Genomic DNA, 15,004 nt, shown 5'->3' with positions numbered 1-15,004 from the left:
CCGCACGCCGCCGCCGACCGGCGTTCACCGGATCGACACCCGTCCCCCCGGGTCCGGCAACCCGGGGCCCCTACACAGGACCCATGGCTGTTCTGCACGCCGCTGGCGCACCCATCACGACCAGCGGTTACACCCTACTGATCGCCGACGACCCGACGCTGGTCGCGGCCGCGCAACGCCTGCGCCACGAGGTGTTCGCCGGCGAACTCGGCGCCACCCTGCCGCCCGACGCGGCCGGGCTGGACACCGACGGGTTCGACGCCCACTGCGACCACCTGGTGGTGCTGCGCGAGGACACCGGCGAGGTGGTCGGCACCTACCGCCTGCTGCCGCCCGGCCGCACCGACCGCCGGTACGCCGACGGCGAGTTCGACCTGACGCCGCTGGCCCCGCTGCGCGACGACCTGGTCGAGGCGGGCCGCTCCTGCGTGCATCCCGACCACCGCACCGGCGCCGTGATCAACCTGATGTGGGCCGGCATCTGCCGCTACCTCCACCTGCGCGGCTCCCGCTGGCTGGGCGGCTGCGCCTCGGTGCCGGTCGCCGACGGCGGGACCGCCGCCGCCGAGGTGTGGGCGCAGGTCACCGAGCGGTACCTCGCCCCGCCGCCGCTGCGGGTGACCCCGCGCCGGCCCTGGTTCGCCGAGGCGTCGGCCGCACCCGTACCGGCGGCGCTCACCCCGGCCGAGCGCCGGGCGCTGGTCCCGCCGCTGCTCCGCGGCTACCTGCGGCTCGGCGCCTGGATCGGCGGCGAGCCAGCGTACGACCCGGACTTCGGCTGCGCCGACTTCTACGTGCTCTTCTCGCTGGACCGGATGAACCCGCGTCACCTGCGCCACTTCCTCGGCGAGGTGGGACCGTGACGCCGCTCGGCGACGACCTGTGGCGGCCCGTCTCCGGGTGCGGATCGGCGTGCCTGCCACCGCCGGCCGCCCCGGACGTGTCGGCGTGGCGGCGGGCCGGCCGGCTGCTCGGCGTACTCGGACTGCTTCTGGTCGGGGCCGGTCTCGCCGCGATGCTGCCGCTGCTGCCGGCGGCCGACCGGCGGGCCGCGCTGCGCGGCTGGGCCCGCGCGACGCTGCGGACCCTCGGGGTGCGGCTGGTGGTCCGGGGCCGGCCGCCGCGCCGCCGCGCGCTGCTGGTCGCCAACCACGTCTCCTGGCTGGACGTCCTCGCGGTGCTCGCGGTGTCGCCGGCCCGGATGCTGGCCAAGCGCGAGGTGCGGGGCTGGCCGGTGGTGGGCGTGCTCGCCGCGGCGGCCGGCACCGTCTTCGTGGACCGGTCCCGGCCGCGTGACCTGCCGGCCACCGTCACCCAGGTGGCCGACGCGCTGCGTGCCGGGCATCCGGTCATGGCGTTCCCGGAGGGTACGACGTGGTGCGGCGTGACGTCCGGCTGCCGCCCCACGCGCGGCTTCCGCCCGGCCGTGTTCGAGGCCGCGGTGGTCGCCGGCGCGCCGGTGGTGCCGCTCGGCATCGGCTACCGGTACGCCGGTGACCCGAGCGCGCTGCCCGCCTTCCTCGGCGAGGAGACGCTCTGGGCCTCGCTGGGCCGGGTGCTGGCCGCGAGGGACCTGACCGTGTCGGTGACCGTGACCGCCGCGCTGCACCCCGCCGACGGGGCGGACCGGCGGCTGCTCGCCCGCGCCGCCGAGACCGCGATCCACCCGGCCGCGTTCCTCCCGGCCCGGCCCACCCGGCCGCCGGTCTCCCGCTCGGTCCCGGCGACGGGCTCGGTCCCGGCGACGGGCTCGGTCCCGGCGACGGGCTCGGTCCCCGCGACGGGCTCGGTCCCGGCGACGGGCTCGGTCCCCGCGACGCCGGTGCCCGGCGAGCCGGGCGTCGATCTGGTGGCCTGACCAGCGGTCCCTTCACCGAATACCGCCACCAGCAGAGATGGATCTTCCGCCCGCTGGGACGGCAGTAGATCTTGGAAGGAAACGGCCCTTATGGGGGCCATTTTCTTCCAAGATCTCGCGATGCGACGGCGATGCGACGGTGATGCGACGCGTTGGGGACGCGACACAGTCTTGTTCAGTCGCGATGTATCGCGTTATGCTTCTCCCGTCACGCGACGTGCCGTCCGGCACGTCGGCGAGGGGAGGACGCCATGGCGAGTTGGACGGTCGACAGCCCGCGCCGGCTCACGCTCGACGAGCCGGTCACCCGGCTGGAGGTGCGGCTGGTCAGCGGCCGGCTCAACGTGGTCGCCACCGACGGCCCGGCCCGGGTCGACGTCACCCGGATCAGCCGCCGGCCGATCGTGGTCGAGTTGCGCGACGGTCGGCTGACCGTCCGGCACGAGCGGATGCCCCGCTGGCCGGGGGTGCTCTGGTGGCTCGGTCAGCTCCGCCGCCGGTTCCGCGCCGAGGTGTCGGTCGCGGTGCCCGCCCAGGCGCTCGCCGACCTGCACCTGGTCGACGGCGCGCTGGTCGCCTCCGGGCTGCGCCGGGACACCCGGGTCGACGTCACCTCCGGCCAGGTCACCCTGATGGGGCTGCGCGGACGCACCACCGCCAAGGTGGTCTCCGGCCCGGTGGAGGCGCTCGGCATCGGCGGCGACCTCGACCTGGAGACGGTCTCCGGGGAGCTGATCCTGGCCGACAGCGCGCCCGAACGGGTGCGGGCCCACGCGGTCTCCGGCTCGATCACCTGCGACCTGGACAACCCACGGGGCAGCGAGATCCGGCTCAGCGCCATCTCCGGCAGCATCACCGTCCGGGTCCGCGAGGACAGCGACCTCAGCGTGCACCTGCACACCACCTCCGGCCGGATCACCAGCGGATTTCCGCAGATCTGCGGCGGCCAGCACGGGTTCGGCGCGGTCAAGGACAGCCACGGCGTGCTGGGTGGGGGCGCGGGTAAGCTCTGGGCGTCCGCGACGTCCGGCAGCATCGCGCTGCTGGCCCGTCCGGTCGCGGACGCCGACGACGTGGAGGACCTGCCGTGACCGCCGTGTTCACCCACGGGCGGCTCCGGCTCTACCTGCTCAAGCTCCTCGACGACGGGCCGAAGCACGGCTACGAGCTGATCCGCCTGCTGGAGGAGCGGTTCCTCGGCCTGTACGCGCCCAGCGCCGGCACGATCTACCCCCGCCTGCAACGGCTGGAGGTGGAGGAGTTGGTCACGCACACCGCGGTGGGTGGGCGCAAGGTCTACGAGATCACCGAGGCGGGCCGCGCCGAGCTGCGCCAACGCGCCGACGAGCTGGCCACGCTGGAGGCCGACATCAGCGCCTCCGTCGAGGACCTCTCCGCGCTGGCCGGTGAGATCCGCACCGAGGTACGCGGCTCGGTGCGCGACCTGAAGCGGGAGCTGCGCGAGGTGACCCGGCAGACCCGGCAGGGCCGCTGGACGCCGCCACCGGCCACCCGGCCCGGCGACCACGACGGCGCGGCCCGACCGGCGGAGGCGCCGCTGCTCGTCGAGTTCGACGAGCGGCTGGCCGCGTTCACCGTCGAGGTCGGCGCGCTGGTGCGGGCCGGGCGGCTCAGCGACAACCAGCTCCGGACCGCGATCCGGCTGCTCGACGGCGCGCTCGACGGGCTGCGGCGACTGCTCCGCTGAGCTCACAGGTTGTTTCCAGCCACCACCCAGCGCGACCGCAGCCGGAGCACGGATGATGGGGCCATGGCGGCTACCCACACCGAGGCTCGACTGCTCGTCGTCGAGGACGATCCCAACATCCTCGAACTGCTCTCCGCGAGCCTGCGCTTCGCGGGCTTCGACGTGGCGACCGCGACCAGCGGCAGCGCGGCGCTGCACGCCGCCAAGGACCACCGGCCCGATCTGGTCGTGCTCGACGTGATGCTGCCCGACCTCGACGGCTTCGAGGTCATCCGGATGCTCCGCGAGGGCGGGACGCGTACCCCGGTGGTGTTCCTGACCGCGCGGGACGCCACCGACGACAAGATCCGCGGGCTGACGCTGGGCGGCGACGACTACGTCACGAAGCCGTTCAGCCTGGAGGAGCTGACCGCCCGCATCCGGGCCGTGCTGCGGCGCACCGCGACCGGCGAGCAGGCGCCGTCCCGGCTCACGTTCGCCGACCTTGAGCTGGACGAGGAGACCCACGAGGTGCACCGGGCCGGCCAGCGGGTGCAGCTCTCGCCGACCGAGTTCAAACTGCTGCGCTACCTGATGCTCAACGCCAACCGGGTGCTCAGCAAGGCGCAGATCCTCGACCACGTCTGGAACTACGACTTCCGCGGCGACGACAACATCGTCGAGTCGTACATCTCCTACCTGCGCCGCAAGGTCGACAACACCCAGCCCCGGCTGATCCACACGCTGCGTGGGGTGGGGTACGTGCTACGCAAGCCGGCGGCGTGAGCGCCGTCCACGACGCGAAGAGCTGGCTGCGCGGGATCCCGCTCCGGCTCAAGCTGGTCACCTCCGTCCTGGCGCTCGTCGCGGCGGCGCTGCTGGTGATCAGCGTCTCCACCGCCTACTTCCTGCACAGCTACCTGGTCGGGCAGATCGACGCCGAGTTGCGGAACTCGGTGAACCGGGTGCAGTCGCTCCCGCCGAGTGGCAGCATCACGCTGCCGAGCGACTACCTCGTGGTGCTGACCGACCTCGACACCGGCGAGATCGCGAAATACTCCTTCGACGAAGGTCGCTTCGAGGAACGCGACCTGCCCCCGTGGCCGGCGAACGCGGCCGGTTTCCGGGAGCGAGTCGGCGACCCCTCCACGGTGCGGGCCCGGGACAGCTCGGTGCGGTGGCGGGTGCTCTACACCCCGCTCCCGAACGGGCAGATGGCGCTGATCGGCGAGCACCTGACCGACGTCGACCAGGCCGTCCGGCAGCTCATCTGGATAGACCTGCTGGTGGGCGGCGCGGTGCTGATCATCCTGGCGTCGGTGGGCGCGGGCATCGTGCGTACCAGTCTCAAGCCGCTGGTGGAGATCGAGCGGACCGCGGGGGCCATCGCCGGCGGCGACCTGACCCGGCGGGTGCCCGACCCGGAGGAGGGGCGGGCCTGCCCCACCTCCGAGCTGGGCCGGCTCTCCCGGGCGTTGAACGCGATGCTGGCCCAGATCGAGGCCGCGTTCACCGCGCGGGCCGCCTCCGAGGCGGCGGCCCGCAGCGCCGAGACGGGTGCCCGGGACGCCGCCGCCCTGGCGCAGGCGTCCGAGGCGCGGGCCCGCCGGTCCGAGGAACGGATGCGGCAGTTCATCGCGGACGCCTCGCACGAACTGCGGACACCGCTGACCACCATCCGGGGCTTCGCCGAGCTGTACCGGCAGGGCGCGGCGCGGGCCCCGGAGCAGACCGCCGACCTGCTGCGCCGCATCGAGGACGAGGCGTCCCGGATGGGGCTGCTGGTCGAGGACCTGCTGCTGCTGGCGCGGATGGACCGGGAACGGCCGATCGCGTTGGCCCCGGTGGAACTGCCGGTGCTGGCCTCGGAGGCGGTGGAGGCGGCCCGGGTGGTCGACCCGGAACGGCAGGTCGAGCTGGAGCTGGAACCGGGCGCGGGCCCGCTGGTGGTGCTCGGTGACGACGCCCGGCTGCGGCAGGTGATCGGCAACCTGATGACAAACGCGCTCACCCACACCCCGCCGGACGCCGCGGTCACGCTGCGGCTGCGGGCCGAGGCGGGGAACGTCGCGGTGGTGGAGGTGGCGGACACCGGCCCCGGCCTGACCCCGGAGCAGTCCGAGCGGGTCTTCGAGCGGTTCTACCGGGTGGACGCCGCCCGGACCCGGCGGGCCGCCGGGCCGACCAGCACCGGCCTCGGCCTGGCCATCGTCGCCGCGCTGGTGGCGGCGCACCACGGCACCGTCGAGGTGGTCGACACGCCGGGTGGCGGGGCGACGTTCCGGGTGAAACTGCCGCTGCTGCCGGAGACGTCGGAGTCGGGCGAGTGACTTACAGAAAACATTCAGGCGGATTCCAGGCTGGTGACAGTGCCACGGGGAAAGCTGTAGTCATGACCGACCACGAGACCGAGCCGCAGCGGTCGCCGGCACCTGCCGACGCCCAGCCGTCGCACCACACCGCCGAGCTGCCCCGCGTCGAGAGCGGGACATCGGACTCCACTCCGGCCGCCGCGTCGGTTCCGGCCGACTCCCCGGCCGCCGGAACCACCGCCCACGCCGACGCGCCGGCCAACCCGTACGCGCCGTCGTCCGACACGCCGACCAACCCGTACGCGCCGTCGTCCGCCGCGTCGGCGGGTCCGTACGCGCCGGGTGGCGGGTACGCCCAGCCGTCCGGCAGCCCGTACGCCCAGCCCTCCGCGTCGCCGTACCCCGCCTCGGGGCAGCCGCAGAACTGGTACGGGTCGCCGCAGCAGAGCGGGTGGGCGCAGCAGAGCGGCTCCGGCTACCCGTCGTCGCACGCCGGGGGGCCCGTGCCGACGTACCAGGCGCAGCCGTACCCCCCGCACCAGCCGCACCAGGCCGGGCAGCCGGTCCCGCCGTGGGGCCAGCAGCAGCCGGCGCGGCCCAGTCGGGCCGGCAAGTTCGTCGGCGCCGGCGCGTTGGCGCTGGCCCTGATGCTCGGCTCGGGCGTGGCCGGCGGCGCGCTGGCCCTCGCGCTCGACGACGGTGGCGGCGTCACCCGCACCTACTCCGCAGCTCCGGTGATCAACAGCGCCGACCTGCCCAAGATCGCGGCTGCCGTGCAGGACAGCATCGTCACGATCATGACGGACAGCGGTGAGGGCTCCGGGGTGATCCTCAGCGCCGACGGGTTCGTGCTGACCAACAACCACGTGGTCGCCTCCGCCAGCGGCGACACGGTGAAGGTGGTCTTCGCCAACGGCAAGAACGCCTCGGCGAAGATCGTCGGTACGGATCCGAAGACCGACCTCGCGGTGGTCAAGGCCAGCGGCGTGAGCGACCTGAAGGCGGCGAAGTTCGGCGACAGCGACGGCATGCAGGTCGGTGACCAGGTGCTCGCGCTGGGCAGCCCGCTCGGCCTGCAGGGCTCGGTGACCGCCGGCATCCTCAGCGCCCGCGACCGCACCATCTCCGCCGGTGAGGGCGGCCAGCAGCAGACCCCGCAGCAGGGGGCCAGCTCGATCTCCGGCCTGTTGCAGACCGACGCCCCGATCAACCCGGGCAACTCCGGCGGCGCGCTGGTCAACACCCGGGGCGAGGTGATCGGCATCAACACCGCGATCGCCACCGCCGGGCAGGGCAGCAACGGCAACATCGGTGTCGGCTTCGCCATCCCGAGCAACAAGGCCAAGGACGTGGCCGAGAAGCTCCAGCGCGGCGAGAAGATCAGCCACCCGTCGCTCGGGGTCAGCGTGAACGCCGCGGAGGACGGCGGCGCGATGGTCGCCGCGGTCACCCCGGGCAGCGCCGCCGAGAAGGCCGGGATCCAGCGGGGCGACGTGATCACCAAGTTCGGCGACAAGGTGATCAACGATTCCAACGACCTGGTCGGTGCCGTGCAGGCCGGCAAGGTCGGCGACCGGGTCGAACTTCAGTTCAAGCGAAACGGATCCGACGAGACGGCAACCGTGACGCTCGCCGAAACGTCATAGTCCGCAGGACCTACCTCCCTCCCGGGGCGGTGGGCGACGGAGCCAAGGGGGTTGGCTTCGTCGCCCACCGCCCCTCTTCGTGTCTCACCCGGTCCGGGTGAGCAGGTCACCGGCCGGGTGACCGGTCCGGGCGCGGTCGCCGTTTACCGCGTGCCGCGTCGGGAACCCGCCGCCGATCGGGTACGCCGGGGACCAGCGGGGGAGGGACTCGTGGCCGTCGACCAGCCACCGCCTGACCGGGTGCGGGCCGGGCCGCTCCGGATCGCGATGGTGGTCCCGCCGTGGCTGTCGGTGCCGCCACCCGGCTACGGCGGGTTGGAGACGTTGGTGGCCGGGCTGGTCGACGCGCTCATCGACCGCGGGCACGCGGTGACGCTGTTCGGCGCCGGCACCGAGCACGGCACCGCCGCCGAGTTCGTCTCCACCTGTGCCGAACTCCAGTTCGACCGGTTGGGTGAGTCGCTGCCCGAGCTGGCCCATCTGGCGCACGTGGACCACCTGGTCGACCCGGCCGACTTCGACCTGGTGCACGACCACAGCACCATCGGCCCGATGGTGGCCGGCCGCCGCCGGGTGCCGACCGTGGCGACCGTGCACGGCAACCCGGTCGGCGAGTACGGCACCGTGCTCAGCAACACCGACCGGGGGGTCGGCCTGATCGCGATCTCGCACGCCCAGCGCCGGGCGAACCCGGGCCTGCCGTGGGTCGGCACGGTGCACAACGCGATGCCGCTGCGGGACTTCCCGCACAAGCGCGCTCCGGGGGCCGGACCGGTGCTCTGGCTCGCCCGGTTCAGCCCGGACAAGGGCCCCGACGTGGCGATCCGGGCCTGCCGGGCGGCCGGGCTGCCGCTCACCCTGGCCGGCAAGTGCAACGAGCCGACCGAGCGCCGCTACCTGGAGCAGGTGGTGGAGCCGTTGCTGGGCGAGGACGTCACGCTGGTGGTGAACGCCGAGCGCGAGGCGGTGCTGCGGCTGCTGCTCGACGCGCGGTGCCTGATCATGCCGATCCAGTGGGCGGAGCCGTTCGGCATGGTGATGGTGGAGGCCATGGCGACCGGTACGCCGGTGGTGGCGCTGCGCCGGGGTGCGGTGCCGGAACTGGTCCGGTCCGGCGTCACCGGGCTGGTGTGCGACCACGCCGACGAGTTGCCGGCGGCGCTGCGCGCGGTCGCCGACCTGGACCCGGCCGACTGCGTCGCGCACGTCGCCGAGAGCTTCTCGGTGGAGCGGATGGCCGCCGGCTACGAGGCGGTGTACCGGGGCTTCCTGGCCGGGCGGGCGACGGCGGACGGTCCGCGGGCCGTCGCGCGGCTCGTCGTCCGTTGACCGGTCAGGTGCGCCCGACCACCAGCGCCGCCGCCGCGGCGTCGAGTTGCCGCGCGTACCCGGGGGTGATGCTGCCCTCGCGTCGGCGCTCGGCGATCTTGCCGCGGAGCCGTTCCACCGCGGCGGTCACCTCGTCCTCGCCGCTCGCGGCCACCGCGTTGCGCAGCAGGTTGCGCAGGTCCACGCCGACGTCGCTGCGGATCTGACCGTCGGTCAGCCCGGCCTCGATCAGCCCGTCCACCCGCTCGGCCGCGTCCGCCGGCTCGTCGGTCGGCGCGGCCGGGACGGTGGTGGCCGGCGCGCGGGTCGGCTCGGGCGGCGGTGTGGTGGTCGGGTCCCCGTCACCGATCGGCGCGCCGGTGGGTGTCTCCACCGGCCCGGCGGTCGGCAGCACCCGGGGCTGGACCGACCGGTCCGGTGTCAGCGCCGGCACCAGCAACGCGGCGGCGGCGACCAGCACCACGCCGGCGCCCGCCAGCGCGAGGACGCGACGTCGGCCCGGCCCACCGACCGGCGCCGGGTCGCCCACCGGACCGGGCTGAGCCGCCGGACCGGGCTGGGCCACCGGACCGGGCCGGGCCGCCGGGGCGGGCGGGACCGGCTGGGTCGGCGGGGCCGCCGCCCGGCTCAGCGCGGGCAGCGTCATGGTCGGCGCCAGCATGGTGGCGGCCTGCGGATCGGCGGGGAGCAACTGGTCGCGGAGCACGGCCGCGACCCGGTGCGCGGTGGGCCGGTCCCGCGGATCGCGGGCCAGGCAACGCAGGCAGATCTCCGCGACCGGTCGGGGCAGCCCCGGTACGTCGTCCAGCGTGGGTGGCGCGTTCTCCGCCAGCGCGGCGCTGAGCTGCTCCCAGGTGTCCGCCGGGTACGGCGGCTGGCCGGTCAGCGTCTCGAAGAGCAGCACGCCCAGCGAGTAGACGTCGGTGGCGGGCTGGGCCGGCGCCCCGTCCAGCCGTTCCGGCGCCACGTACGCCGGGGTGCCGAACGTGCCGCCGTCCTCGTCCTCGTCCGGCGCCCCGACCCGGGTGGCGATGCCGAAGTCGAGCACCTTCGCCCCGACGCCGGTCATCATCACGTTGGCGGGGGTGACGTCGCGGTGCACGATGCCGAGCCGGTGTGCCGCGGCCAGCGCCTCGGCCACCTGCGCGCCCGTCTCCACCGCCGCCGCCCAGGGCAGCGGCCCCTCGGTCAGCCGGTGCTCCAACTCCTCGCCGCTGAGCAGTTCCATCACCACGAACGAGGTGATCGAGCCGTCCGGCGCGACCGTCTCGCCGTAGTCGTGCACGGCGGTGACGTGCGGGTGGTCGAGCTGCGCGGCCGAGCGGGCCTCCTCGCGCACCATGTCGCGGAACCGGGCGTCGGCGGCGAGCGAGGGGGCGAGCACCTTCACCGCCACCACCCGGTCGAGCACCTCGTCGCGGGCCCGCCAGATCACCGACATGCCGCCGGCGCCGATCCGGTCGATGAGCCGGTACCGCCGGGCCAGCAGACGGCCGGCTTGGAGTGTCGCCTTCACCTCGCACCTGCCTGGGCTCGGGAGCGCTACCAGGTTGCGGGAATGTGTCCGGCCTGTCAACGGGCGTCCGGAAGCCCGTCACGATCCGCGCGTCGGCCGTGGCGCACCGTGCCCGGCCGGGCGCCCGGCCGGGCACGGCGGGCCGGACCGCGCGGCCCGTGCCAGGATGAACGGCATGGCAGGCGGTCCGGTGGCGTTCGTGCTCGGCGGCGGGGGCGTGCTGGGGGCGGTCGAGGTCGGCATGCTGCGCGCCCTGTTCCGCGCCCGGATCCGGCCCGACCTGGTGCTCGGCACCTCGATCGGCGCGGTAAACGGCGCCCTGGTCGCCGCCGATCCGACCGAGGCGGTCACCGACCGGCTGGTCCGGCTCTGGGCCTCCCCGGAGGCGAGCGAGGTGTACGGCGACTCGGTCGCCCGGCAGCTACGCCGCTTCGCCGCGCGGACCCACCTGCACTCGCCCCGCCCGCTGCGGCGTCTGCTGGAGAGCGAACTGGGTGAGGCGACCACGTTCGCCGACCTGGCCGTGCCGTTCCGGTGCTGCGCGGCGAACATCGAGCGCGCCGCCGAGTACTGGTTCTCCGACGGGCCGGTGGTGCCGGCGGTGCTCGCGTCCGCCTCGGTGCCCGGGCTGCTGCCACCCGCCCAGATCGCCGGCCAGCACTACATCGACGGCGGCGTGGTCAACTCGATCCCGGTCGGCGAGGCGGTGGCGGCCGGCGCGACGCGGATCTTCGTGCTCCAGGTGGGCCGGATCGAGCGCGAGCTGAGCCCGCCGCGTCGGCCGTGGGAGGTCGCCCAGGTCGCGTTCGAGGTCGCCCGCCGGCACCGGTTCGCCCGGGAGATGGCGGCGCTGCCCGACGGCGTCGAGGTGCACGTGCTGCCGACCGGCGGGCTGGATCCGCGCGACGACAGCCCGTGGGCGTACCGGGACATGGCGGCCGTGGGGCGGCGGATCAGCCGGGCGTACACCGCCTCCCGCCGTTACCTGGACACCGCGCTGGAGCGTTGATGCCGCTGCCACCCCGCTGGCTGCGCCGGCTGCTGCTCGCGCCCGGCGTCGTGCTGCTCGCCGTCGCCGTGGTCATCACGCTGCCCGGTTGGGCGCTGCTGGCGTTGGCCGCGTCGCCGCTGGTGCCGGGGCGGCTGCGCCCGCTGCGGCTGCTCTGGATCGGCACCGTCTACCTGGTCTGGGACGCCGCTGCGCTGCTCACGCTCTTCGTGCTCTGGCTGGCCTCCGGGTTCGGCAGGTACAAACGCTCGCCGGCGTTCCAGCGGGCCCACTACATGGTCGCCGGCCGTTTCCTGCGGGTGCTGTTCTGGCAGGCCCGGTGGACGCTGCGGCTGAGCATCGACGTGGTCGGCACCGACCCGGACACCGCGCTGCCCGGCCGCCCCGAGCTGGTGCTCTGCCGGCACGCCGGGCCGGGTGACTCGTTCATCCTGATCCACGCGCTGGTGAACTGGTTCCACCGGGAGCCCCGGATCGTGCTCAAGGAGAGCCTCCAGTGGGACCCGGCGATCGACGTGCTGCTCAACCGGTTGCCCAACCGGTTCATCGCGCCCGGGGCGGACGGCCGGGACGCGGCGGTACGGCAGATCAGTCACCTGGCCACCGGCCTCGACGACGACGACGCCTTCGTGATCTTCCCGGAGGGCGGCAACTTCACCCCGTCGCGCCGGCTGCGGGCGATCGCCCGGCTGCGGTCGCTCGGGCTGGAGCGGATGGCGCTGCGGGCCGAGCGGATGCAGCACGTGCTCGCCCCGCAGCCCGGTGGACTGCTGGCCGCGCTGGACGCCGCGCCGGACGCCGGGGTGATCTTCGTGGCGCACACCGGCCTGGACCAGTTGCTCACGGTCGCGGACGTGTGGCGTGAGCTGCCGATGGACAAGCGGATCGTGATGCGGTTCTGGTCCGTGCCGCCGGAGGAGATCCCCGCCGGCGAGCAGGAGCGCATCGACTGGCTGTTCGACTGGTGGGCCCGGATCGACAAGTGGATCGCCGCCACCCGGGACGGCACGACCGACGCCTGAGCGGCTTTCGCGCCCGGATACGGCAGCGCGGCCCGGACTCCGCGTAGGGTGCGCTGGTGGACCAGATCTGCGTGGTGACGACGGTGGTGGACGCCCGCCGGGTGGCGGACGTGTTGGCGGCTGCGGCCGTCGCCGGCCGTCTGGCGGCGTGTGCCCAGGTCGGCGGCCCGGTGGACAGCACCTACTGGTGGCAGTCGGCGATCCAGACCACCGCCGAGTGGTCGGTGCGTTTCAAGACCACGCCGGACCGGGTGGACGCGCTCGTCGACCAGATCCGGGCCAGCCACCCGTACGAGGTGCCGGAGATCCTGGTCGCCCGGGAGGACAGCGGCAACCCGGACTACACCGCCTGGGTACGCGAACACACCCGGCCCTAGGTACCCCTACTCTGTCCGCCCGCCCCGCCACCGGCGAGGCTGACCGGGTGGAGAACACCGGCTACCCCTGCCCCGGGTGCGGCGCACCGGCCGACCTCGTCGCCGGCTGCCGCGCCTGCGGTCGCCCGCCCTACCCGCCCGCCGCCGAGGTGGTCCGGCTGGACCGGGAGATCGCCGCGCTGACTCCGCGGGTGGACGCGGCCCGGGTCGCGTACCAGGAGCTGGCCGGCCGGCTGTCCACGGTCCGGCAGCGACGGGCGGCGCTGGCGGCGCGGATCCGTCTGGAGATCCCCGCGCCCCGGCCGGTCACCGCCGGGGCACCGCAGCCGATTCAGCCGATGCGGCCGGTGCCGGCCGTCGCCGGACCGGCCCGCGCCGGTGGTGGCGCGGAGACGTCCGGCCGGGCGGTGCAGGGACTGCTCTTCGTGCTCGGTGGGCTGCTGCTCGGCACCGCCGCGATCGTCTTCACCGCGGTCGCCTGGGCCGCGTTCGGGGTGGCCGGCCGGGCGCTGATCCTGCTCGCCGTCACCGTGCTGGCGCTCGCCGCGCCGCTGCTGGCCCGAGCGCGCGGGCTGCGCGGCACCGCCGAGACGATCGCCGCGGTGGGGCTGCTGCTGGTGCTCCTGGACGGGTACGCCGCCTGGTCGGTGGACCTGTTCGGGGTGGCCGCCTGGCCGGGCAGCCGGTACGCCGCGCTGGTCGCGGCCGGCAGCGCTGCCGTGGCGGCCGGCTACGGGCGACTCAGCCGCTTGACCGCGCCGTGGTTCGCGGCGTGGCTGGCGGCCCAGCCGGTGCTGCCGCTGGCGGTGGCGGCGGCCCGGCCGGCGGCGGCCGGTTGGGCGTTGGCCCTGACCGTGCTGGCGCTCGGTGACCTGGCGGTGGTGGTCGCCCTGCGCCGCCGGACCGCCCGTGCCGGCGGCGCGCGCCTGGGGGGCGGCGCCGGCACGGGCCCGGCGGGCGGGGCGGTGTGGGCCGGGCAGGTGCTGGGCTGGCTCGGGCACGGCGCGGCGCTGGCCCTGGCCGCCGGCTTCGCGCTGGTGCCGCTGGCGGTCGGCCGCGCGGCCGGCACCCCGCTGCTGGCCGGTGGTCCGCTGCTGGTGGTGGCGCTCGCCCTGGTCGCGGGCGCGAACGCGGCCGGTGGCCGGACGTGGCGCACGGTGGCCACCGGGCTGCTGGTGCCCGTGCTGGCCGCCGCGCTGGTGCGTCCGGTCGCCGCCGAGCGTCCCGGGCTGCTGCTGCTCGCGGCCGGGCTCACGGTAGCGGTGCTGGCCGGCGCGGTCCGGGCGCTTCCGGCGCGGCTACGGACCGGGCCGCGGATCGGTGCGCTCGCGGTGGCCGCCGGGCTGGGACAGGCCACCGTCGTGCTGACCGGGGTGACGGCCGCGGCGGTCGCGGTCGCCGCGCTCCGGGACCGGCCGGGCGGGCCCGTTCCCTCCTGGGGCTGGCAGTTGCCGCCCGCGTTGCTGCTCGTCGCCGGCGCGGTGGCGCTGCTGACGCCCCGGGCCGCCCGGCCGCTGGTCGGGGTGGTGACCGCCGGGTTGACCGTCCTCGCCGCGCCGGCCGTGGTGGGCACGCCGTGGCCGGCGGTGCTGGTCGCCGACCTCACGGTGGCCGCCGCGCTGCTGCTGGGCGCCGTGGCCCGGCCGCGCCGGGGTCGGGTCGTCGTCGGAGTCGCCGCGTCGGCCGGCGCGCTGCTGGTCGGGCACGCGCTACTGGTCGGCTGCGCCGCGCCGGCCGGCGCCGTCGCGGTGCTCGCGGTGACGGCGGTGCTCGGCGTTGCGGTGGCGGCGCTCGGCCGGCGCGGTGCGGGCGCCCAGCCGGTCGTCGCCGGGTTGGCGCTGGCCGTGGCGCTGCTCGCCGTACCGGCGGCGGTGGCCGTCGCGCTGCTCGGCCTGGACGCGCCGACCTGGTGGCAACTGCGGGGCGGGGCGGTCGCCGTCGTGGTGCCGGTGGTCGCCGTGCCGGCGGTCCGCCGCCGGTGGCCCGACCTGACCGGGTACGCCTCGACGGCGCTCGCGGTGGCGCTCGCCGCGCTCGGCCTCGGGCCGCTGGTCGTGCCGGGCCGGGAACCGGTGGCGCTCTACGCCGCGGCGGGAGTGCTGCTGGCGCTGGCCGCCGGTGGCCTTCCAGTATCCGACGGTCGCCGAGCTGGCGCAGGCGGTCGGCTCCATCGCCCGAGTCGACGCCGAGCAGGGCCGCGTGGTCGGGCCGGTGCCGCCGACCCCGATCACCGACTGGTTCCTCGGCC

Annotated in this window: 12 protein-coding genes and 1 pseudogene; 12 read left to right on the top strand and 1 reads right to left on the bottom strand. The window is 75.3% G+C overall.

All coding sequences use genetic code 11. The features are described from left to right. Positions 1-83 precede the first annotated feature (83 nt). The 8 genes from C8054_RS25205 to C8054_RS25170 all read left to right on the top strand — a co-directional run bounded on the left by C8054_RS25205 (position 84) and on the right by C8054_RS25170 (position 8,832). Positions 84-863 carry a GNAT family N-acetyltransferase gene (locus tag C8054_RS25205; RefSeq protein ID WP_107160949.1) on the top strand — a complete coding sequence of 260 codons (780 nt, stop codon included), beginning with the start codon at positions 84-86 and terminating at the stop codon, positions 861-863. Continuing rightward, on the top strand, positions 860-1,858 hold the full coding sequence (locus tag C8054_RS25200) for a 1-acyl-sn-glycerol-3-phosphate acyltransferase (RefSeq protein ID WP_107160947.1): 999 nt from the start codon (positions 860-862) through the stop codon (positions 1,856-1,858). Before C8054_RS25205 ends, C8054_RS25200 begins: the two co-directional genes overlap by 4 nt. Positions 1,859-2,109: 251 nt before the next feature. After that, a complete protein-coding gene (locus tag C8054_RS25195) occupies positions 2,110-2,949 on the top strand; it encodes a DUF4097 family beta strand repeat-containing protein (RefSeq protein WP_107160945.1) in 840 nt (279 codons plus the stop codon). Continuing rightward, positions 2,946-3,566 (top strand): PadR family transcriptional regulator, encoded by a 621-nt coding sequence (locus C8054_RS25190; protein WP_107160942.1) that lies wholly within the window; start codon positions 2,946-2,948, stop codon positions 3,564-3,566. The genes C8054_RS25195 and C8054_RS25190 overlap by 4 nt, the downstream gene beginning before the upstream one ends. 63 nt (positions 3,567-3,629) lie before the next feature. Then, entirely contained in the window at positions 3,630-4,331 is a 702-nt protein-coding gene (locus C8054_RS25185) for a response regulator transcription factor (protein WP_107160940.1), read from the top strand. After that, entirely contained in the window at positions 4,328-5,875 is a 1,548-nt protein-coding gene (locus tag C8054_RS25180; RefSeq protein WP_107160938.1) for a cell wall metabolism sensor histidine kinase WalK, read from the top strand. Before C8054_RS25185 ends, C8054_RS25180 begins: the two co-directional genes overlap by 4 nt. Positions 5,876-5,937: 62 nt before the next feature. Beyond that, positions 5,938-7,503, top strand: a complete 1,566-nt coding sequence (locus tag C8054_RS25175; RefSeq protein ID WP_107160936.1) for a S1C family serine protease — start codon at positions 5,938-5,940, stop codon at positions 7,501-7,503. 267 nt (positions 7,504-7,770) lie between these two features. Beyond that, a complete protein-coding gene (locus C8054_RS25170) occupies positions 7,771-8,832 on the top strand; it encodes a glycosyltransferase family 4 protein (protein ID WP_233220180.1) in 1,062 nt (353 codons plus the stop codon). 4 nt (positions 8,833-8,836) lie between these two features. On the opposite strand, the gene C8054_RS25165 is transcribed toward C8054_RS25170, so the two are convergent. Then, positions 8,837-10,348 (bottom strand): serine/threonine-protein kinase, encoded by a 1,512-nt coding sequence (locus C8054_RS25165; protein WP_107160932.1) that lies wholly within the window; start codon positions 10,346-10,348, stop codon positions 8,837-8,839. Positions 10,349-10,523: 175 nt separating this feature from the next. Between C8054_RS25165 and C8054_RS25160 the strand changes: the two genes are divergently transcribed. The 4 genes and pseudogenes from C8054_RS25160 to C8054_RS32115 all read left to right on the top strand — a co-directional run. After that, the gene (locus C8054_RS25160; RefSeq protein WP_107161051.1) at positions 10,524-11,357 is read left to right on the top strand and encodes a patatin-like phospholipase family protein; all 834 of its coding nucleotides are present in this window, start codon (positions 10,524-10,526) and stop codon (positions 11,355-11,357) included. Next, positions 11,357-12,379: a 1-acyl-sn-glycerol-3-phosphate acyltransferase gene (locus C8054_RS25155; RefSeq protein WP_107160930.1), complete on the top strand. Its 1,023-nt coding sequence runs from the start codon at positions 11,357-11,359 to the stop codon at positions 12,377-12,379. The genes C8054_RS25160 and C8054_RS25155 overlap by 1 nt, the downstream gene beginning before the upstream one ends. Positions 12,380-12,435: 56 nt before the next feature. Next, positions 12,436-12,756: a divalent-cation tolerance protein CutA gene (cutA, locus tag C8054_RS25150; RefSeq protein ID WP_107160928.1), complete on the top strand. Its 321-nt coding sequence runs from the start codon at positions 12,436-12,438 to the stop codon at positions 12,754-12,756. Between the two features lie 47 nt (positions 12,757-12,803). Further along, positions 12,804-15,004: pseudogene (locus C8054_RS32115) on the top strand (hypothetical protein); the annotation flags it as partial.

Source organism: Micromonospora sp. RP3T (assembly GCF_003027925.1).
In the GTDB taxonomy this organism is placed as follows: Bacteria; Actinomycetota; Actinomycetes; order Mycobacteriales; family Micromonosporaceae; genus Micromonospora.
This window is presented reverse-complemented; position numbering and strand designations above follow the sequence as displayed.